At 69.4% G+C, this 18,008-nt stretch carries 17 protein-coding genes; 12 read left to right on the top strand and 5 right to left on the bottom strand.

Annotation, left to right across the window (positions count from 1 at the left end; genetic code table 11):
* Window positions 1-9: 9 nt before the first annotated feature.
* Both U858_RS0120725 and U858_RS0120720 read right to left on the bottom strand, forming a co-directional pair.
* Window positions 10-1,227, bottom strand: coding sequence for an MFS transporter (locus U858_RS0120725; RefSeq protein WP_025139075.1), 1,218 nt, complete (start codon window positions 1,225-1,227; stop codon window positions 10-12).
* A 103-nt stretch (window positions 1,228-1,330) separates the two neighbouring features.
* Complete coding sequence (locus tag U858_RS0120720; RefSeq protein WP_025139074.1) at window positions 1,331-1,912, bottom strand: TetR/AcrR family transcriptional regulator; 582 nt, start codon at window positions 1,910-1,912, stop codon at window positions 1,331-1,333.
* Window positions 1,913-2,248: 336 nt separating this feature from the next.
* Here U858_RS0120720 and U858_RS0120715 point away from each other — a divergent pair, with 336 nt between their 5' ends.
* Entirely contained in the window at window positions 2,249-3,814 is a 1,566-nt protein-coding gene (locus tag U858_RS0120715; protein ID WP_025139073.1) for an ABC transporter substrate-binding protein, read from the top strand.
* A 57-nt stretch (window positions 3,815-3,871) separates the two neighbouring features.
* On the opposite strand, the gene U858_RS0120710 is transcribed toward U858_RS0120715, so the two are convergent.
* Window positions 3,872-4,789, bottom strand: a complete 918-nt coding sequence (locus U858_RS0120710; RefSeq protein ID WP_025139072.1) for a LysR family transcriptional regulator — start codon at window positions 4,787-4,789, stop codon at window positions 3,872-3,874.
* A gap of 115 nt (window positions 4,790-4,904) precedes the next feature.
* Here U858_RS0120710 and U858_RS0120705 point away from each other — a divergent pair, with 115 nt between their 5' ends.
* The 8 genes from U858_RS0120705 to U858_RS0120670 are packed head-to-tail and all read left to right on the top strand — an operon-like array spanning window position 4,905 to window position 12,621.
* The gene (locus tag U858_RS0120705; protein ID WP_025139071.1) at window positions 4,905-6,032 is read left to right on the top strand and encodes an FAD-binding oxidoreductase; all 1,128 of its coding nucleotides are present in this window, start codon (window positions 4,905-4,907) and stop codon (window positions 6,030-6,032) included.
* A complete protein-coding gene (locus tag U858_RS0120700; RefSeq protein ID WP_025139070.1) occupies window positions 6,013-6,309 on the top strand; it encodes a (2Fe-2S)-binding protein in 297 nt (98 codons plus the stop codon). The genes U858_RS0120705 and U858_RS0120700 overlap by 20 nt, the downstream gene beginning before the upstream one ends.
* Window positions 6,306-7,706, top strand: a complete 1,401-nt coding sequence (locus U858_RS0120695; protein WP_025139069.1) for an NAD(P)/FAD-dependent oxidoreductase — start codon at window positions 6,306-6,308, stop codon at window positions 7,704-7,706. The genes U858_RS0120700 and U858_RS0120695 overlap by 4 nt, the downstream gene beginning before the upstream one ends.
* Window positions 7,703-8,842, top strand: a complete 1,140-nt coding sequence (locus U858_RS0120690; RefSeq protein ID WP_025139068.1) for an FAD-binding oxidoreductase — start codon at window positions 7,703-7,705, stop codon at window positions 8,840-8,842. Before U858_RS0120695 ends, U858_RS0120690 begins: the two co-directional genes overlap by 4 nt.
* Complete coding sequence (locus tag U858_RS0120685) at window positions 8,839-9,780, top strand: ABC transporter permease (protein ID WP_025139067.1); 942 nt, start codon at window positions 8,839-8,841, stop codon at window positions 9,778-9,780. Before U858_RS0120690 ends, U858_RS0120685 begins: the two co-directional genes overlap by 4 nt.
* Window positions 9,777-10,649 (top strand): ABC transporter permease, encoded by an 873-nt coding sequence (locus U858_RS0120680; protein ID WP_025139066.1) that lies wholly within the window; start codon window positions 9,777-9,779, stop codon window positions 10,647-10,649. The genes U858_RS0120685 and U858_RS0120680 overlap by 4 nt, the downstream gene beginning before the upstream one ends.
* Window positions 10,646-11,641: an ABC transporter ATP-binding protein gene (locus U858_RS0120675; RefSeq protein ID WP_025139065.1), complete on the top strand. Its 996-nt coding sequence runs from the start codon at window positions 10,646-10,648 to the stop codon at window positions 11,639-11,641. The genes U858_RS0120680 and U858_RS0120675 overlap by 4 nt, the downstream gene beginning before the upstream one ends.
* The gene (locus tag U858_RS0120670) at window positions 11,638-12,621 is read left to right on the top strand and encodes an ABC transporter ATP-binding protein (protein ID WP_025139064.1); all 984 of its coding nucleotides are present in this window, start codon (window positions 11,638-11,640) and stop codon (window positions 12,619-12,621) included. The genes U858_RS0120675 and U858_RS0120670 overlap by 4 nt, the downstream gene beginning before the upstream one ends.
* Before the next feature lie 54 nt (window positions 12,622-12,675).
* On the opposite strand, the gene U858_RS0120665 is transcribed toward U858_RS0120670, so the two are convergent.
* Window positions 12,676-13,065, bottom strand: coding sequence for a DUF4180 domain-containing protein (locus U858_RS0120665; protein WP_029954140.1), 390 nt, complete (start codon window positions 13,063-13,065; stop codon window positions 12,676-12,678).
* A 120-nt stretch (window positions 13,066-13,185) separates the two neighbouring features.
* On the opposite strand from U858_RS0120665, the gene U858_RS0120660 reads away from it, so the two are divergent.
* Window positions 13,186-13,998, top strand: coding sequence for a class I SAM-dependent methyltransferase (locus U858_RS0120660; protein WP_025139062.1), 813 nt, complete (start codon window positions 13,186-13,188; stop codon window positions 13,996-13,998).
* A 73-nt stretch (window positions 13,999-14,071) separates the two neighbouring features.
* Here U858_RS0120660 and U858_RS0120655 read toward each other — a convergent pair whose 3' ends face one another.
* The gene (locus U858_RS0120655; RefSeq protein ID WP_025139061.1) at window positions 14,072-15,112 is read right to left on the bottom strand and encodes a LacI family DNA-binding transcriptional regulator; all 1,041 of its coding nucleotides are present in this window, start codon (window positions 15,110-15,112) and stop codon (window positions 14,072-14,074) included.
* A 141-nt stretch (window positions 15,113-15,253) separates the two neighbouring features.
* Between U858_RS0120655 and U858_RS0120650 the strand changes: the two genes are divergently transcribed.
* Window positions 15,254-16,594 (top strand): MFS transporter, encoded by a 1,341-nt coding sequence (locus tag U858_RS0120650; protein WP_025139060.1) that lies wholly within the window; start codon window positions 15,254-15,256, stop codon window positions 16,592-16,594.
* Window positions 16,591-17,991 carry an amidase gene (locus U858_RS0120645; protein WP_025139059.1) on the top strand — a complete coding sequence of 467 codons (1,401 nt, stop codon included), beginning with the start codon at window positions 16,591-16,593 and terminating at the stop codon, window positions 17,989-17,991. The genes U858_RS0120650 and U858_RS0120645 overlap by 4 nt, the downstream gene beginning before the upstream one ends.
* The last annotated feature ends 17 nt before the right edge of the window (window positions 17,992-18,008 follow it).

Genomic DNA, 18,008 nt, shown 5'->3' with positions numbered 1-18,008 from the left:
CGCCCTGCATCAAGCCCGATGGCCCGCCCGAAAGCCATGCGTGCGCGCCTGCCACGCGGCCAGCAGCGCCAGGGCGGCCACCGCGGCGACTGTCCAGGCGAATGAGCCCGCGCCCGCCGTATCCAGCAATATCCCGCCCAGCACGCCGCCGCAGGCAATCGCCAGGTTGAAGATGGTGACCAGCATCGATTGGGCCACATCCGCGTGCTCGCCGGCAGTATCGGCGATGGCGGTCTGCAGCAGGGTGGGCGCGCCGCCGAAGCTCAGGCCCCACAAGGCCACGCCGATCAGCACCGCCACGGGTTGATGGCCGGCCAATCCCAGCAGGCACGCGGTCAGGGCGAACAGCGCCAGGGATGCCAACGCCATGATGCGCAGCCGGCGATCCACCTGCAGGCCGATCAGCCACAGGCCCGCGACGGCGCTGGCGCCGAACACCAGCAGCACCGCATCCACCTGCACTGGCTGGCCGTGGTGGGACAGGTAGGGCGCGATATACGTATAGAGCACGTTGTGCGCCAGGATCCAGGTGAACAGCACGAACAGGATGGGGCGAATGCCGGGCATGAGAAAGGTGCGCGCGATGGACTGGCGCCGGCGCGCGGCCTGGCCGGCGAAATCGGGCACGGCCGCGCGCACCCACACCACCAGCGTCAGCGACACGCCGGCCATGATCCAGAACACGCCGCGCCAGTCCATCAGGCTGCCCAGCCAGGCGCCCGCGGGCACGCCCAGGCAAAGCGCCAGGGGCTGGCCGGCGCCCACCACCGCCAGCGCCCGGCCCTGTTGGCGGGGCGGCACCAGGCGGCGGGCATAGCCGGCCAACAGGCCCCACAGCAGGCCCGCGGCCATGCCGCCGATGAAGCGGGCGGCCAGCGTCAACACGTAGTGGCTGGACAGCGCGGTGACGACGTTGAAGAGGCACAGACAGGCCAGGGCCAGCAGCAGCAAAGGCCGGCGGTTCCAGCTGCGGGTGGCGGCAATGATGGGAATGGCCGTCAGCACCGAGCCGGCGGCAAACAGGGTGACCAGTTGCCCGGCAAGGGATTCCGAGACGCCCAGGCCCTGGCCGATCTGCGGCAGCAGGCCGGCGGGCACGGTCTCGGTCATGATGGTGATGAAGCCGGCCAGCGCCATGGCCAGCAATTTGCCCAGCGGCAGGCTTTCAGGGGTGTCTGGCAGGCTGGCGCTGGCGGGCAGCGCGGAGGAAGAAGAGGGGGGTGTCATGGTTCGCGGGGATTGAAACACAGGTTAAATTGGAACGATCATTCCAATAAGAGGTAAAAAAATGCGGGCGCCACAGGGCGACCGCGGGGGGTGAAAACGGGCGCTACAGCGCGCCCAGCGCCACCGCCACCACGTCCGCCAGCCACTGGCGGCGTTCGCGGGCGTTGTTGCCCTTGCTGACCACGCGCAGGCCCTGGATGGTGGTGACGATGAAGCGGGCCAGCGCGCGCGGCGACTTGCCGGCGTCGATCTCGCCGGTGGCTTGCGCGTCGGCCAGGATTTTCTCCAGCGCTTTTTCCAGGCGCTGGAAATTGCGTCGCACCAGTTCGGCCACGGCTTCGTCCTGGCCCGCCATTTCCAGCGAGGCGTTGGCCACCAGGCAGCCGCGCCGGGTGGCTTCGCACAGTTCGTCGTCGGCGATGAAATCGAGCAGGCGGCCGATGCGTTCGCGCGCGGTGCCGGGCCGGGCCAGCAGTTCCAGGTTGGCGATCGTCAGGTCGTGATAGCGGCGCAAGGCGGCCTCGTACAGGCCTTGCTTGCTGCCGAAGGCGTTGTACAGGCTGCCGCGTCCCAGGCCGGTGCCGTCGACCAGGTCCTGCACCGACGTGGCGGCATAGCCGCGTTGCCAGAACACATGCATGGCGGCGTCGGCGACGTCATCGGGTTCGAAATCCTTGGTGCGCATGGCGGCCTTTGTGGAATGTTCGTTCAAATAAGAATACGGGCAGCAATACACCAGGTCAAGCGAGACCCTGTGCCGGGCAGGGGCTTGCAGGTGCGGCCATGGGCTCGGTGTTTTCCCTGAATTTGCCGCTTTTCTGCGTATCAGTACTAACCACTAGGTGCGCCCGCCGCCCCTGGGAAGCGTACGCAGGCAAGCGCCACCGTATAACCCTTGGGAATAGGATATGCAGATATAGGACTTTGACGCCATGGGCTTGCCGCTTCTAGTCTGCCAGCACGCTGTACCTCTGACTGCAGACCACGACAAGCCGCCACCGTGCGGCGCACAAGGGAAGTCATGAAACGTCCTGCCTCTTTCGTCTTCGCCGCCGCGATGTTCGCGGCCTGTAGCGCCGGCCTGAGCGCGCCCGCCCAGGCCCAGGATCGCCCGATGCTGCGCATCAGTTCGGGCGCCGCCGACAACGCCTCGCTGGACCCGCACCGCGCCACGTCCACGGCCGACAAGGGCGTTGCCGCGCAGATGTTCGACGCGCTGGTGCGCTTTCCGGCCGGCAGCGCCGACCCCAAGGCGTTGGAGCCCGACCTGGCCGAACGCTGGGAAGCCTCGCCGGACAGCAAGACCTGGACCTTCCACCTGCGCCACGGCGTGCAGTTTCACGCCGGCTATGGCGAACTGAAGGCCGACGACGTGGTGTATTCGATCCAGCGCGCCGCCGACCCCAACCGCTCCAGCTTCGCCGCCACGTTCGCGCTGATCGACAAAGTCGAGGCGCTGGACGACTACACCGTGCGCTTCACGCTGAAGTATCCGGACGCCGCGTTCCTGGGCCGCGTGTCGAACTATCACGGCGGCAATATCGTCAGCAAGAAAGCCGCCGAAAAGCTGGGCGACAAGTTCGGCGCCTCGCCCGTGGGCACCGGGCCGTTCGCCTTTGGCGAACACGTCACGCAGCAATACGTGAAGCTGGTCGCCAACGATGCGTACTTTCGCGGCAAGCCCAAACTGGGCGGCATCATGTACCGCATGATCCCGTCGGACAGCGCCCGCGAACTGGCGTTCACGTCCAACGAAATCGACATCATGCAGGGCAAGCGCGAACAGCGCTGGGTCGAACGCTCGGCCAAGCGCGGCATGCAGGTCGACATCTTCGAGCCCGCGGAATTTCGCACGCTGCACATCAACCGCAACATCAAGCCGCTGGACAACCTGAAGGTGCGCCAGGCCATTGCCGCCGCCATCAACGTCGACGAGATCGTGCGCTACGCCGGCAAGGACGTGGCCGAAAAGGGCTGCTCGGTGGTGCCCAACGGCTACCTGGGCCAGGACTGCGGCGCGGGCGGCTATGCCTACGACCCGGACCGCGCCCGCAAGCTGCTGGCCGAGGCGGGCTTTCCAAACGGCATCGAGATCAAGTCGATCGTGTCGAACATCTCGGCACAGCAGCCCATCATGGAAATCGTGCAGGCGCAGCTGGCCAAGGCCGGCATCAAGCTCAACATGGAAGTGGTGGATCACGCCACCTACCAGGCCAAGAGCCGCCAGGACCTGAGCGGCCTGGTGTTCTACGGCGCGGCGCGCTTTCCCAACGCCGACACCTACCTGACCGAGTTCTACGACTCGGCCGCCGCCATCGGCGCGCCGGCCGCGATGTCGAATTTCTCGCACTGCTCGGTGGCCGATGACGCCATCCGCCAGGCCCGCGTCGAACCCGACGCCGCGCGCCAGCTGGCGCTGTGGAAAGAGGCCCAGGCCAAGATCCACGACGATGTCTGCGCGGTGCCGTTGTTCGGGCTCAAGCAGGTCTGGGTGCACAGCGACCGGGTGAACTACGGCTATGCGCTCAAGGGCGCGCTGAACCTGCAGCCGCCCATCACCGAGCTGACCACGGTGAAGGCGCCCTGATTGACGGCGCCCGGTGATGCGGCCCGGCCGCGCCACCGGGTGCAATCGCTGCCCCGATCACTGGCCCTTCAACACTTCCCGGGAAACCTGCGCGGCCACGTCGCGGGCCGCCTGGACAAAGGTCTCGACCAACGCCGCGTTGCGCGATGCCTGCGCGCGGCACAGCTGGAAATGGAAATTCAATTCCGGATCGAACCGCCGCAGCACCAGGCGGCTTTGAAACCCTTCGGCGAACAGCGGATGAATCAACGACACTCCCAGGCCCGCGGCAACGAACTCGCACACCGTCGGCGCCGTGCTGGTATCGAGCACCACGTTCAGTCGGGCGTCCGACGCGGAAAAGGCCTGCAGGACCAGCGCTTGCGTCTGGCTGTCGGCGCCGAACGAGACGAACGGCAGGCCGTCCAGGTCGCGCGGCCGGATCACGCGCTTGCGCGTCAGCTCGTGGTTGACGGGCAGGGCGCACACCAGCGGAAAGCGGAACAGCGCCTCCCGTTCGATGTACGGGTTGTCGACCCGGCTGCCCACCAGCGCCACGTCGATGTGGCGAGTCGCCAGCCAGTCGGCCAGGAACAGCGACCCGCGGATCTGGATCGACACCCGCACGTCGGGATGGCTTTCCAGGAACCGCATGGTGGCGCGGCGGATGAACGAGCCCGCCAGGGCCGGCAGCACGCCCACGGTCAACGTGCGCTGCTCGTCGCGGCGGATCGAATCCACCGCTTGCTCCACCTGCCGCAGGCCGCTGAAGACGCGGTCGATCTCCTGGTACAGGCGCATGCCTTGGGCAGTCAGCGCCAGCTTGCCGCGCACGCGATCGAACAGCGCCAGCCCGGTGTCGGTTTCCAGGTGCGACAGCAGCTTGCTCACCGCGGGCTGCGACACGCCCAGCACGACGGCGGCCTGGCTGACGGTGCCGTGTTCCACCACCGCCTTGAAGGCTTCGATCTGCCGCAGGTTCAGGGTTTCTTTCATGCCATAACCTCACAGGGCTGTGGCCCGGTTTCCAGTCGCGAAGGTTATAGCGTGGCTGGCGGCCGTGCAAGGATGGCCCGCGCAGACGTCACGCCCTTCACAAGGACCCCGCACCATGGCGCATGACTACGACGTGATCGTGGCCGGCGCCGGCATGGTCGGCGCGGCGGTGGCCTACGGCCTGGCCTGCGAGGGGCAGCGCGTGCTGCTGCTGGATGGCGCCGATACCGACTACCGCGCCGCCAAGGCCAACTTCGGCCTGGTCTGGCTGCAAGGCAAGGGCCACGGCTACCCCGCCTACCAGCGGCTGTCGCGCCAGGCCGTACACGCCTGGCCGGAATTCGCCCGCCAACTGCAAGACGACAGCGGCATCACGCTGGACTACGAGCAGCGCGGTGGCCTGCATTTTTGCATGAGCGACGATGACCTGGCTCACCGCGCCGCCCGCCTGGACGCCTGGCGCGGGCAGGCGCCGGATCTGCCGCCCTGTACCCGCATACTGGACCGCGCCGAGTTGCGGCGCCGCTTTCCCACGCTGCAACTGGGCGACGCGGTGGCCGGCGCCAGCCTGGGCGAGCAGGACGGCCACGTCAATCCGCTACGCCTGCTGGCCGCGCTGCAAGCCGCGTTCCTGCGACGCGGCGGCCAATTGCGCAACCGCCATGCGGTCACCGCCATCGCCCATGCTGCCGGCGGCGGCGTGCAGGTCAGCGCCGGCGCCTTGCAGGCCCGCGCGCCGCGCCTGGTCATTGCCGCCGGCCTCGGTTCCGCCGCGCTGGGCGCGATGGTCGGGCTGGACGTGCCGCTGCGGCCGCAACGTGGCCAGATCCTGGTCACCGAACGCCTGGCGCCCTTGCTGCCGGTGCCCGCCAGCGGCATGCGCCAGACCGGCGAAGGGACCGTCATGGTGGGCCTGACGCAGGAAGAGGTCGGCTACGACCTGGGCACGACGTCGGCGGCCGCCGCGCGCATGAGCCGCAACGCCCTGCGCATCTTGCCGGGCCTGGCCGCCGCGCGGCTGGTGCGGCACTGGTCGTGCCTGCGGATCATGACGCCCGACGGCGGCCCGGTCTACGCGCAGTCTCCCACCCACGATGGCGTGTCCATCGCGCTTTGCCATTCCGGCGTGACGCTGGCCTCGTTCCACGCCGGGCCGTATGCCCGCGCGCTGGCCGGCGGCGCGCCCTTTGAAACCCTGGATGCCTTTCACCATGAGCGCTTCAATGTTCAGAAAGTTGCCTGAGTCCGGCGCGCCCGCGCTGACGCTCACCATCGACGGCGAACCGGTCGCCGCTTCCCCTGGCGAGACCGTGGCCGCAGTGCTGCTGCGCCAGGAATCTCCCGCCAGCCGCACCACCCCCGTGCACGAAAGCCCGCGCGCCCCGTTCTGCATGATGGGCGTGTGCTTTGACTGCCTGGCCGTCGTCGACGGCGTGGCCTCGACCCAGACCTGCCTGGTCACCGTGCGTGAAGGCATGCAGGTGCAGCGCCAGTTCGGCAAGCGGAGCGTGCTGCCATGAAACGCGAATTCGATGTAGTGGTGATCGGCGCCGGCCCCGCCGGCATGAGCGCGGCCATCGGCCTGCGCGGCCAGGGCCTGTCGGTGTTGGTGGTGGACGAACAGCCCGCGCCGGGCGGCCAGATCTGGCGCGCGGTGGAAGCGGTGGCGGCCACGCCCACCGGCCGGCTGCTGGGCGATGAATACCGGGCCGGCGCAAGCCTGGCCGAGCGCTTTCGCCGTTGCGGCGCGTTCTACGAACCCGATACCCAGGTCTGGCAGATCGAACCCGACTGGCACGTCTACATGACCTGCAAGGGCCGCGCCGAAGTGGTTCGAGCGGCCCGCGTGGTGCTGGCGCTGGGCGCCCAGGAACGGCCCGCGCCGTTCCCCGGCTGGACCTTGCCCGGCGTGCTGACCGTGGGCGCCGCGCAGATCCTGCTCAAGACCTCGCGCCAGGTGCCGGCCGGCCCCGTCTGGGTGGCGGGCAGCGGCCCCTTGCCGCTCTTGTACATGGCGCAGCTGCTGCGTGCCGGCGGCCAGATCGCCGGCTGGCTGGACACTTCGCCGCCCGGCGGCTGGCGCCGCGCGTTGCCGTGGGCGGGCGACGCGCTGGCGGCGTGGGGCGACGTGCGCAAGGGCCTGGCCTGGCTGCGCGAGATCCGCGCGGCCGGCGTCAAGCGCGTGCGCGGGGTGACCACGCTGCGCGCGCTGGGCGAGGGGCAATTGCGCGAAATCGAATACGCCACGGCCGACGGCCGCACGGTGCGGGCGCCGGCCAGCGTGCTGCTGTCCCATGAAGGCGTGGTGCCGTCCATCCATATGACCCGCGCGCTGGAATGCGCGCACAGCTGGAACGCCCAGCAGGCCTGCCTGGCGCCGGACCTGGACGAATGGGGTCAGGCCAGCCGGCCCGGCATCTTTGTGGCCGGTGACGGCGCGGGCATCGGCGGAGCACAGGCCGCCTGCGTGCGGGGCGAGTTGGCGGCGCTGGGCATCGCGCTGCACGCCGGCAAGCTGACGCCGCAGGCCGCGGCCGCTGCGGCGGCACCCCTGCGCAGCAAGCTGGCCGGGCTGCTGCGGCTGCGTCCCATGCTGGACGCGCTGTATCCGCCACGCGCCGGCATCTTCGCGCCGCCCGACGACACCATCGTCTGCCGCTGCGAGGAACTGACGGCGGGCGACATCCGTCGCGCCGCCGCCATCGGCCAGCCGGGTCCCAACCAGATCAAGTCCTACACCCGTGCCGGCATGGGGCCGTGCCAGGGCCGCCAGTGCGGCTACACCATCGCCCATATCGTGGCGGCCGAACAGAAGCGGCCGGTGGCCGAGGTGGGCTTTTACCGCATCCGCCCGCCGCTCAAGCCCCTGACGCTGGGCGAGTTGGCGTCGCTGGATATCGAGGAAGAACAGGCATGAGCGCACGGCATTGCGATGTGATCGTGATCGGCGGCGGCCTGCATGGCCTGTCGGCCGCGCTGCACGTGGCGCGCGAAGGCAAGCGCGTCATCGTCATCGAAAAGCACTGGGTCGGCCGCCATGCGTCCGGCGCCACGGCCGCCGGGGTGCGCACGCTGAACCGCGACCTGGGCGAACTGGACCTGTCGCTGGAAGCCATGGACATGTGGCACGCCATGGCCTCGCTGGTGGGCGATGACTGCGGCTTTCATGCCAACGGCCAGATCTGCGTGGCCGAAACGCCTGCGGCGCTGGCCAAGCTGGAAGCGCGCGTGGCCGGCCTGCGCGCTGCCGGCTATACCCACGAAGAAATCATCGGCCCCGACGAGCTGCGGCGCCTGTTGCCTGAGCTGAGCCCGCACTGCCTGGGCGCGTCGATCGCGCGGCGTGACGGCGCGGCGGACCCGCACCGGGCGCTGCGCGCGTTCCGGCGCAGCGCCGAAGCGGCCGGGGTGACCATCATCGAACACTGCGGCGTGAGCGGCCTGGAACAGAAGGGCCAGGACTGGCAGGTGCAGACCGAGGCCGGTGTCTACACCGCGCCCTGCGTCATCAACGCCGCGGGCGCCTGGTCGGCGCGCATCGCCGCGATGGCCGGCGACCAGATTCCGCTGTCGGCCAAGTCGTCGATGATGATGGTCAGCGAGCGGTTGCGGCCCTTCATCAAGCCGGTCGTGGCCATCATGGGCCGCTCGCTGTCGTTCAAGCAGTCCGACCAGGGCACCCTGGTCATCGGCGGCGGCCTGCAGGGCATTCCCGACCTGGACCGCGAGACGTCCACCGCGCGCATGCGCGTGCTGGCCAAGGGCGCGCACGCCGCCACCGACCTGTTCCCGGCGGTGCGCGACATCCGCATCGTGCGGGTCTGGGCGGGCCTGGAAGCCAAGACGGAAGACATGCTGCCGGTGGTGGGCCCGTCGCCCAACGCGCCCGGCGTGCTGCACGCCTTCGGCTTTTCGGGCCACGGTTTCGAACTGGTGCCGGTGGTGGGCGCCGCTCTGGCCGACCTGGCGCTGCGCGGGCAGACCGCCCGCGCCATCGGCAACCTGCAGGCGGCGCGCTTGATGCAGCCGCCCGCGAAGGAGCAAGCATCATGATGCGTTACGCCATCAAGCGGCTGCTGCTGGCCATCCCTACGCTGCTGGCGATGCTGACCGCGGTCTTCATCCTGGTGCGGCTGGTGCCGGGCGACCCGGCCGCCGTCATGCTGGGCGACCAGGCCAGCGCCGAGGCCCTGGCCGCGCTGCGCCTGCGGCTGGGCCTGGACCTGCCCACCTATGTGCAGTACGGCCGCTTCCTGGGCGACATGCTGACGGGCAACTTCGGCGTGTCCATGGCCAGCGGCCGCACCGTGCTGCAAGAGGTGGCGCTGGTACTGCCCTGGACTTTGCAGCTGACCGCCGCCGCCATCCTGATCGGCGTGGTCTTCGGCCTGCCGCTGGGCATCTGGGCCGCGCTGCGCCGCAACGCCTGGCCTGACTACCTGGGCCGGCTGCTGTCCCTGACGGGCCTGTCGTTTCCCGCCTTCGTCTCGGCCATCCTGATGCTGCTGGTGTTCGCCATCCAGCTGCGCTGGTTTCCGGTGATCGGCAGCGGCGGCTCGGGCGACTGGGCTTCGCAATTGCGCAACCTGGTGCTGCCGGCCTTCAACCTGGGGTTGATCATGATGGCGTATGTCATGCGCGTGACGCGCTCGTCGATGCTGGGCGTGATGGGCGAAGACTACGTCCGCACCGCTCGCGCCAAGGGCGTGCGGCCGGCGCGCCTGATCGTGCGCCACGGCCTGCGCAACGCGCTGATTCCCATCGTCACCGTGGTGGGCCTGTACTTCGGCACGCTGATCGGCAACTCGGTGCTGACCGAGATCGTGTTCAACCGCCCCGGCCTGGGCAAGCTGATCCTGGGCGCCCTGAACAGCCGCGACTACACGCTGCTGCAAGGGCTGATGGTGGTGTTCGCGTCCTGCGTGATTGTCGTCAACCTCTTGACCGACCTGGTGTACGGGCTGGTCGATCCCCGGGTGAAATACCAATGAGCGCCGTCGCCGCCGCATCCCCCGCCCGCCCCAACGCCTTGTGGCAGGCCTTGTCCCGCAACCGCCTGTCCTGGGTGGGCATCGGCCTGTTGCTGATCATTGTGCTGGCCGCCGTGCTGGCGCCCTGGCTGGCGCCGCACGATCCGCTGCAGCAGAACATCGCCTACCGCCTTGAACCGCCGTCGGCCGAATTCTGGCTGGGCACCGACAGCTATGGCCGCGACGTGCTGTCGCGCCTGATCTACGGCGCCCGCGTGTCGCTGCTGGTGGGTTTCGTGGCCATCCTGATCGCCATGTGCATCGGCTCGGCGCTGGGCATCCTGGCCGGCTACGTCGGCGGGCTGGTGGACCAGCTCATCATGGGCCTGGTCGACGTGCTGCTGTCTTTTCCCACGCTGCTGCTGGGCCTGATGGTGGCCGCCATGCTGGGCGCCAGCCTGGAAAACCTGATCATCGCCATCGCCATCACCGAGATCGCGCCGTTCGTGCGGGTGGCGCGGGCGCCCACCATCGCGCTCAAGCAGCGCGATTTCGTCGAGGCGGGCAGGGCGCTGGGCTACGGCCCGCTGCGCCTGATGGGTGTGCACATCCTGCCCAACATGGTGTCCGACGTAGTGGTGCTGGGTTCGCTGTGGATGGCGTCGGCCATCCGCACCGAAGCCTCGCTCAGCTTCATCGGCCTGGGCGTGCCGCCACCGGCGGCCACCTGGGGCAGCATGATCCGCGAAGGCTTCGAGAACATCCTGGACGCCTGGTGGCTGACCGTGTTTCCCAGCGTCGCCATTCTCTTGACCGTGCTGGCGCTCAATCTGCTGGGCGACGCCCTGCGCGACGCCATTGACCCCAAGCTGCGTTCGGAGCGCTCATGACTGCAGAAGCCCCCGTTTTGGAACTGCGCGCGCTGCGCACGGAATTCCGTGCCGGCGGCGCCTGGCACGCGGCGGTGCGCGACGTGTCGCTGCACGTGGGCCGCAACGAAACGCTGGCCGTGGTCGGCGAATCCGGCAGCGGCAAGAGCGTGACCGCGCTGTCGGTGCTGCGCCTGTTGCCCGGGGCCGGCGCCCGCCATGGCGGCGGCCAGGTGCTGCTGGACGGCCAGGACCTGACGGCCCTGTCCGAAAAGCAGATGAGCCGGCTGCGCGGCGAGGCCATCGCCATGATCTTCCAGGAACCGATGACGTCCCTGAACCCCACCATGACGGTGGGTGACCAGATCGCCGAGGCCATCCGGCTACACCGAAAACTGTCGTGGAAAGAGGCGCGGCGGCTGGCGCTGGAGGTGCTGGAAGAGGTCAAGATTCCCGCCGCCGCGCGGCGCTTTGACGACTATCCGCACCAGTTCTCGGGCGGCATGCGCCAGCGCGTCATGATCGCGATGGCGCTGGCCTGCAAGCCGCGGGTGCTGCTGGCCGACGAGCCCACCACCGCGCTGGACGTCACCATCCAGGCGCAGATCCTGAACCTGCTGTCCGAACTGAAGGCGGCGCACGGCATGGCCGTGCTGTTCATCACCCACAACCTGGGCGTGGTGGCGCAGATCGCCGACCGCGTTGCCGTCATGTACGCGGGCGAAGTGGTCGAGACGGCCGACGTGCAGACGCTGTTTGCGCGGCCCACTCATCCCTATACCGAAGCGCTGTTGCGCGCCATGCCGCGCGTGGACGCGGACAGCCAGGTGCTGGAATCGATTCCGGGTGGCGTACCGGCCATCACGGCGATGCCGGCCGGCTGTGCCTTCGCGCCACGCTGCCGCCTCAAGGAGGCGCGCTGCGAGGCCCGCCGGCCGGATCTGACCGGCATCGGCCCGGGCCATCAGGTGCGCTGCGTGGTGCGCGCCGAACCGTACAAGGACAAGGCATGAGCGAGCTGTTGCAGGTGCGCAATCTGGTCAAGCGTTTCGAAAGCGGCGGCGGCTGGCTGGGCGGTCCGCGCCAGACCGTCCGGGCGGTCAACGACGTGTCGTTCAGCGTCGCGCGCGGCCAGTCGCTGGGGCTGGTGGGCGAATCGGGCTGCGGCAAGTCCACCGTGGCGCGCACGCTCTTGCGCCTGATCGAACCCGACGAAGGCAGCATCGTGTTTGACGGCCACGACATCCGCCAGGCCAGCGCATCGGCGCTGCGGGCGCTGCGCCAGCGCATCCAGATCGTGTTCCAGGACCCGTATGCGTCGCTCAACCCGCGCCGCACGGTGCGCCAGGCGCTGTCCGAACCCCTGCGCGTGCATCGCCGCGGCACGGCCGCGCAGATCGACGCCAAGGTCGAACAGACAATCCAGGAAGTGGGGCTGCCGCTGTCCGCGCTGGACCGCTATCCGCACGAATTTTCCGGCGGCCAGCGCCAGCGCATCGGCATCGCCCGCGCGCTGGTGCTGGACCCGGAGCTGATCGTGGCCGATGAACCCGTGTCGGCGCTGGACGTGTCCGTGCAGGCGCAGATCCTGCAATTGCTGGAACGCCTGAAGCGCGACCGCGGCCTGTCGTTCGTGTTCGTCTCGCACGACCTGGGCGTGGTGCGGCACTTTTGCGATACGGTCTGCGTCATGTACCTGGGCCGCATCATCGAACGCGGACCCACCGCGCAGGTGCTGGACCAGCCGCGGCATCCGTACAGCCGGGTGTTGCGCGATTCGTCGCCCGTGCCCGATCCGCAGGCGCGCATCCGGCTGGCCAAGATCGAAGGCGAGATTCCCGCGCCCACCCATCTGCCGCCGGGCTGCACCTTTCATCCGCGCTGCGCGCGGGCCCAGGCGGACTGCAAGCAGCAGGTGCCGGCGCTGGCGCAGGACGGCGATCGCGCCGCCGCCTGTTTCCATCCCTTGGCGCCGGGCGATACCGTGGTGTAGGGCAGGGCGCATGCCGGCGCCCGCGTCACGGGCGGCCGGCCAATGCAAGGGCAATCAGGCCGCGGCCGGCGCCAGCCGCGCTTCAAACGCCGCTGCGTCGTCCAGCAACCAGAACACGCGGCCCCGGTTGGTCTCGTAGGCAAAATCACGCAGCGACTTGCTGGCGGCCAGGTGCGCCGAGATATCGCCCACCACCGCGCAATGCAGGCGGTAGTTGACGAATTTCTGGATCAGTTCGCCCGCGATGCGGGTGTCGAGGCGGAAGAAATCGGGATGCACGCGGGCGGCCGGCAGCACCAGCCACTCGGCCTCGTGTTCCCACGCGGCGCTGATCAGGTCGTGGGTGTCCTGGCCCGTGGCCAGGGCGGGGCCGGTGTCGCTGAAGACCAGGGTGCGCAGGCCGCCGATGTGGCGCACGGTGGGGGATGACGTAGGGGCGTTCATGTCCGCTAGAATAACGCCCGTCCACTGGAGTCTGCCAACATGATCCTCGCTGCCTGAACACATCGCCCGCTGCCGCGCCTGGCCGCCGGCAGCTGCCCGCATCACGTTCATGGAGGCCTCATGCCTGCTCATACTTCGTTCGACCTCATCGCCCACAACCAGGCCGCCTGGGACCAGCTCGCCGCGCAAGACTGCGAATGGTCGCGGCCGGTCACCGCCGACCTCATTGCCGCCGCCCGTCGCGGTGACTGGTCCGTGCATCTCACGCCCGGCCCCTTGCCGGCCGGCTGGCTGGACCACGTCGCCGGCCTGTCCATCCTGTGCCTGGCGTCTGCCGGCGGCCAGCAGGCGCCGGTGCTGGCCGCGGCCGGCGCCCAGGTCACGGTGTTCGACCTGTCCGAACGCCAGCTGGAACAGGATCGCGCCGTGGCCCGCCGCGACGGCCTGGCGCTGACCGCCGTGCAAGGCGACATGCGCGATCTGTCGGCCTTTGCCGACCAGTCCTTCGATGTGGTGTTCCACCCGATTTCCAACCTGTACGTGCCCGACGTGCGGCCCGTGTGGCGCGAGTGCTTCCGCGTCTTGCGGCCGGGCGGCAGCCTCTTGTCCAGCTTCTACAACCCGGTGGTTTTCGTCGGCGACCGCGATCCGGCGCTGGCCGAGCAGGGCCTGATCCGGCCGTTGCACGCGCTGCCGTACGCCGATGTCGACGCCCTGGACCTGGCCGCGCTCACCGCCAAGCGCGCCCGCGGCGAAGCGCTGGTGTTCGGCCATACGCTGCAGGACCAGATCGGCGGCCAGCTCGATGCCGGCTTCGTGCTAGCCGGCTTTCACGAAGACCGCCAGCCGCGGCCGCGCTTTTTGATCGACCGCTACCTGCCGACGTTCCTGGCGACGCGTGCGGTGAGGCCGGTGGCGTCCATCAGGGGCTGATGCGGGCCGGCTCGGGAAGATCGCGCGCCGCGTGACCAAACCGCCGACACCGGCGGGCTGAGCGGCCGAACGCTCAGCCCGGGATCGGCCGGTCGCTGCTGCCGCGCACCACCAGCGCGGGCGCCAGCCGCACGCTGTCCGGCTTGCTGCCCGCGATCTTCTGCAACAGCAGTTCCAGGCCCAGCCGGCCCATCTGGTGCATGGGCGAATGAATGGTGGTCAGGCCGATGGGCAGGGCGCCCGCCAACGGCGTGTCGTTGTAGCCCACGATGGCCACGTCGCGGCCGGCTTCCAGGCCCTGTTCGCGCGCCGCGCCCATCACGCCCACCGCCAGGAAGTCGTTGACCGCGAAGATCGCGGTCGGGCGGTCGGGGCCGGCCAACAGGCGCGCGCCGACGTGACGGCCCGCGTCGGTATCGAACGGGCTTTCGATGCGCCAGTGGGCCGGCACTTCCACCCCTTGCCGCGCACAGGCCGCGAAGAATCCCGCCGAGCGGTCGCGCCCGGTGCTGGCGAACGGCTCGCCCACCATCACCGCGATGCGGCGGTGGCCCATGGCCAGCAGGTGTTCGGCGGCCAGGCGGCCGCCTTCGATGTCGTCGCAGGTGACGGCGCAATGGTCGTCGGCATGGCGGCTGACCAGCACGAACGGCACCTCGCGCTGCGCCAGCTCGGCCAGCAGGGGATTGACCCCGGCGCCATCGTGGCTGTGCGCATCGCCCAGGATCAGGCCGTCCACGCGGCGCGCCAAGGCCATCTCGATCAGCTTGCGCTGCTTGTCGGGCACGTCCTGGGTGTTCGATACGAAGGTCAGGTAGCCGTGTTCGGCCGCGGCCTCGTCCACGCCTTCGTAGATGGTGGCCAGCACCATGTCCGACAGCCGCGGCACCAGCACGCCAATGGTGCGGCTGCGACGCGTCTTCAGGCTGGCCGCATGAGGGTTGGTCTGATATTGCAGTTCGGCGGCCAGCGTACGGATGCGTTTGACGGTGTCGGGCGCGGCGGCGGCGCGTGCGTCGTCCTCGGAACCGTTGAGGACGCGGGACACGGTCGAAACGTTCAAACCGAGCTGCCGCGCCAGGCTTTGCAGCGTGACAGGGCGCGATTTATTCATGGGGCTGGAGGATACACGCTCGAATACCGCCTTAGGGCCTTCCTGGGCAACCTAGGGTTTACACGGTGTCGATTTTTCGCTTTCGACCCCTTAGTATTCCGCAACCCAAACGTTTGGGTAAAACGACTGGATCGATTCGCAATGACACCTGACACCCAGAATTCCCGGTTCCGCTACCGGATCTTCACCATGGTCGTGCTGCTGGCACTGATCAATTACATCGACCGCGGCGCCATGTCCTACGCCGCCGCCCACATCACCGGCGAATACGGCCTGGACCGCGGCGACTGGGGCTCGGTCCTGGGCTACTTCGGCTACGGCTACATGGTCGGCGCGCTGTTCGGCGGCATGCTGGCCGACCACTTCGGCCCGCGCAAGGTCTGGATCGTGGCCGGCGTCACCTGGTCCATCTTCGAGATCGCCACCGCCTGGGCGGGGGATTTCGGCCTGGCCTTCCTGGGCGGCTCGGCGCTGGCCGGCTTTGCCACCATCCGCATCCTGTTCGGCGCGGCCGAAGGCCCGGCGTATTCCATCATCAACAAGACCATCGCCAACTGGGCCACCACCCGCGAACGCGGCTTCGTGGTCGGCTTCGGCCTGCTCAGCACGCCGCTGGGCGCCTTGCTGACCGCTCCGGTGGCCGTGGGCCTGCTCAGCCTGACCGGCAGCTGGCGCGCCATGTTCTACATCCTGGGCGCCGCCGGCCTGATCGTGCTGGTGTTCTTCATGCGCATCTTCACCGACCGCCCGGAAACCAATCCGCGCGTGTCCCCGGCAGAGCTGCAGGAAATCCAGGCGTCCCGCGCCCAGGCCGCGGCCGGGCAGGGCGACGACGCTCCGCCGCTGCCGTGGTGGAGCTTCTTTCGCAGCAAGACCCTGGTGCTGAACACCCTGGGCTACTTCTCGTTCATGTACGTGAACTTCCTGCTGCTGACCTGGACCCCCAAGTACCTGCAGGACAACTTCGGCTACAGCCTGTCGTCGCTTTGGTACATGGGCATGATTCCCTGGACCGGCGCCTGCGTCACCGTGCTGCTGGGCGGCCGTATTTCCGACCTGCTGTTCAAGCGCACCGGCAGCCTGAAGATCGCCCGCAGCTGGTTCGCCGCCGGTTGCCTCTTGGCCACCACGCTGTGCTTCCTGCTCGTGTCGCAGGCGCAATCGGTGTTCGCCGTGATCGCCCTGATGACGCTGGCCAACGCCCTGAACGCGCTGCCCAACTCGGTCTACTGGGCCGTCGTCATCGACACCGCGCCGGCCAACCGCGTCGGCACCTTCAGCGGCCTGATGCACTTTTTCGCCAACATCGCGTCCATCCTGGCGCCTACGCTGACCGGCTACCTGGCCGCGCGCCACGGCTATTCGGTCATGTTCGTGGCCGCTTCGGTCGCCACCGCGGTCGGCATGTGTGCGATGCTGCAGGTTCGCCCCGGGGTCGGCCCGCGCCTGCCGTCCGCCCCACGCCAAGGAGCCGCACGATGAACCCGCAACACCCCCCACGCCCGACCCTGGCCGTCGAGCCCGGCTTTTTCGCCGGCCGCACGCTGGCCGACCTGCAGGACGCCATGCGCCAGGGCGCGCTCAGCGCCGAAGCCCTGGTGCGCCATGCCGGCGCTGCGATCGAACGCCTGAACCCGCAGCTCAACGCCTTCGTGCACGTCGACATCGACGCGGCCCTGGCCACGGCGCGGGCCTTGGACGACGAGCGCGCGCAGGGCCGGGTGCGCGGACCGCTGCATGGCATTCCCGTCGCCATCAAAGACAACGTCGACACCGCCGACATGCCCACCACCATGGGCGCTGCGCATTTCCTGGGCCACCGCCCCGCGGCCGACGCCGACTGCGTGGCGTTGCTGCGCGCGGCCGGCGCCATCGTCATCGGCAAGACCTTGACCCACGAATTCGCCTACGGTCCCACCGGCGACCGCAGCGTGCAGGGCGCCTCGCGCAACCCGTGGCGCACCACCCAGATCACCGGCGGTTCCAGCGCCGGCAGCGCGGCGGCGGTTGCTTCCGGCATGGTGCCGGTGGCGCTGGGCACCGACACCGGCGGCTCGGTACGCGTGCCGTCGGCGCTGTGCGGCCTGGTGGGCTTCAAGCCCACGCACGGCCGCGTGTCGGCGCAAGGCCTGTTCCCGCTGTCGCCCAGCATCGAAGATGCCGGCGTGCTGGCCAATACCGTGCAGGATGCCCAGGCCTTCATGCAGGCCTTGTCCGGCGGCGCCATCGGCGCCTTTGCCGACGCCGCCGATCCGGGCCTGGCCGCGCCGCGCATGATGTGGGTGCCCAACGCGCCATTCGCCATCGACGAGGCAGCGGTCACCGCCTGCGTGCGCGCGGCGGCGCTGCGTTTTCTGGGGGCATCGGACGACGCCGGCCTGCAGGACGGCGCCGAGGTCACCCGCCATGCCCGCGCGCTGCAAGGCGCGCTGGGGGCCATCCAGCGTTCGGAAGCCTACGCCGTGCATGCCGAACGGGTCGAGGACGAACCCGAAAAGTTCGACCCCGAAGTCCTGGAACGCCTGCGCGCCTCGCGCCCGGTGCAAGGCTGGGAATACGTGCGCGCCCTCAACACCCGGACCCGGCTGCGCGCCGTGTTCGCGGAAATCTTCGAGCGGGTCGACGTACTGGCGCTGCCGACGGTGGCCATCACCGCGCCGGCCTTGCAGCAGCGCAGCGTGGCCGGCCCGGGCAGCGCGGGCGTGCGCGAAACCCTGCTGGGCCTGACCAATCCGTGGAACCTGCTGGGTTTGCCGGCCATCGCCTTGCCGGCGGGCTTCGTCGACGGCATGCCGGTGAGCCTGCAGCTGGTGGCGGCCGAAGGCTCGGACGCGCGCCTGCTGGCCTTGGCGGCGCAGCGCTGGCAACCGCCGGCCTGACCCGCGGGGGGCGACCG

Origin of the sequence: Achromobacter sp. DH1f (assembly GCF_000633435.1) — a bacterium.
Lineage (GTDB): Bacteria > Pseudomonadota > Gammaproteobacteria > Burkholderiales > Burkholderiaceae_B > Achromobacter > Achromobacter deleyi.
This window is presented reverse-complemented; position numbering and strand designations above follow the sequence as displayed.

Coding starts and splice junctions, on each gene's coding strand:
- U858_RS0120660 (WP_025139062.1), top strand. CDS start 13,186: ATGCCTGCTCATACTTCGTTCGACCTCATCGCCCACAACCAGGCCGCC.
- U858_RS0120695 (WP_025139069.1), top strand. CDS start 6,306: ATGAAACGCGAATTCGATGTAGTGGTGATCGGCGCCGGCCCCGCCGGC.
- U858_RS0120700 (WP_025139070.1), top strand. CDS start 6,013: ATGTTCAGAAAGTTGCCTGAGTCCGGCGCGCCCGCGCTGACGCTCACC.
- U858_RS0120655 (WP_025139061.1), bottom strand. CDS start 15,112: ATGAATAAATCGCGCCCTGTCACGCTGCAAAGCCTGGCGCGGCAGCTC.
- U858_RS0120725 (WP_025139075.1), bottom strand. CDS start 1,227: ATGACACCCCCCTCTTCTTCCTCCGCGCTGCCCGCCAGCGCCAGCCTG.
- U858_RS0120705 (WP_025139071.1), top strand. CDS start 4,905: ATGGCGCATGACTACGACGTGATCGTGGCCGGCGCCGGCATGGTCGGC.
- U858_RS0120675 (WP_025139065.1), top strand. CDS start 10,646: ATGACTGCAGAAGCCCCCGTTTTGGAACTGCGCGCGCTGCGCACGGAA.
- U858_RS0120680 (WP_025139066.1), top strand. CDS start 9,777: ATGAGCGCCGTCGCCGCCGCATCCCCCGCCCGCCCCAACGCCTTGTGG.
- U858_RS0120650 (WP_025139060.1), top strand. CDS start 15,254: ATGACACCTGACACCCAGAATTCCCGGTTCCGCTACCGGATCTTCACC.
- U858_RS0120690 (WP_025139068.1), top strand. CDS start 7,703: ATGAGCGCACGGCATTGCGATGTGATCGTGATCGGCGGCGGCCTGCAT.
- U858_RS0120710 (WP_025139072.1), bottom strand. CDS start 4,789: ATGAAAGAAACCCTGAACCTGCGGCAGATCGAAGCCTTCAAGGCGGTG.
- U858_RS0120720 (WP_025139074.1), bottom strand. CDS start 1,912: ATGCGCACCAAGGATTTCGAACCCGATGACGTCGCCGACGCCGCCATG.
- U858_RS0120645 (WP_025139059.1), top strand. CDS start 16,591: ATGAACCCGCAACACCCCCCACGCCCGACCCTGGCCGTCGAGCCCGGC.
- U858_RS0120715 (WP_025139073.1), top strand. CDS start 2,249: ATGAAACGTCCTGCCTCTTTCGTCTTCGCCGCCGCGATGTTCGCGGCC.
- U858_RS0120670 (WP_025139064.1), top strand. CDS start 11,638: ATGAGCGAGCTGTTGCAGGTGCGCAATCTGGTCAAGCGTTTCGAAAGC.
- U858_RS0120685 (WP_025139067.1), top strand. CDS start 8,839: ATGATGCGTTACGCCATCAAGCGGCTGCTGCTGGCCATCCCTACGCTG.
- U858_RS0120665 (WP_029954140.1), bottom strand. CDS start 13,065: ATGAACGCCCCTACGTCATCCCCCACCGTGCGCCACATCGGCGGCCTG.